The 655-nt window shown below is 53.7% G+C and carries 1 protein-coding gene; it reads right to left on the bottom strand.

Annotation, left to right across the window (positions count from 1 at the left end):
* A partial coding sequence (locus Xinn_RS21295; RefSeq protein ID WP_153043441.1) for a TraM recognition domain-containing protein occupies positions 1-655 on the bottom strand: 655 nt, incomplete at both ends.

Here is a 655-nt window from a genome sequence, read left to right as displayed (position 1 = left end):
GGTGCCGACCCTGTCCTGAGTGGACGAGGTAAAATCCTGCCCCTGCTCGACATCGGCAATATCAGAATGCCCGGAGACCAGTGTCTTGCTGTAGATTTCCACTTCCGGCAGCTGACTGGTGAGCAGCTCCGCCGTCCGGTTATCCCGCACCCGCAGCATAATCAGGGTGTTAAAGTTCCCCACCACCTGCGCGGTTTTGGCCGGACTGCCGATACGGGCTTCAATATCAGAGGAGGTCTGGGTGTATGCCGTTACCTGCATCCCCGCCCCGCCGCCTTTGTTAATGAGCGGAATAAATTCATCGCCCATCAGTTCGTTAAATTCATCACAATGCAGGTTAATCGCCAGTTTACCGTCATGACGAACCGGCAAGCCGGCGTTCATGCCGTATTTGTAAATCTGCCCCGCGACACTGACTAAATCTGCAAACATGCTGTTGCCTACGGCGGAGGCCACATCGCTGTCAGACAGCGCATCCAGCCCGATATAAACAATGCCATTTTTGCGGATCACCTGCTCCCAGTCAAAGATGGGCCGCAGATCTGTCATATTGAGGTAATCCGGCGATAACAATTCCGCAATTTTGCCGGTGGTCAGTTTTTCCAGCAGCGGCAGCAGGGACGCCACAATTTTGTCAAAATAGGTCCGGTCATAA

Source organism: Xenorhabdus innexi, assembly GCF_002632485.1.
Classification (GTDB): Bacteria; Pseudomonadota; Gammaproteobacteria; order Enterobacterales; family Enterobacteriaceae; genus Xenorhabdus; species Xenorhabdus innexi.
The sequence above is the reverse complement of the archived record's forward strand: the minus strand, read 5'-3'. Positions and strand labels throughout refer to the sequence as shown.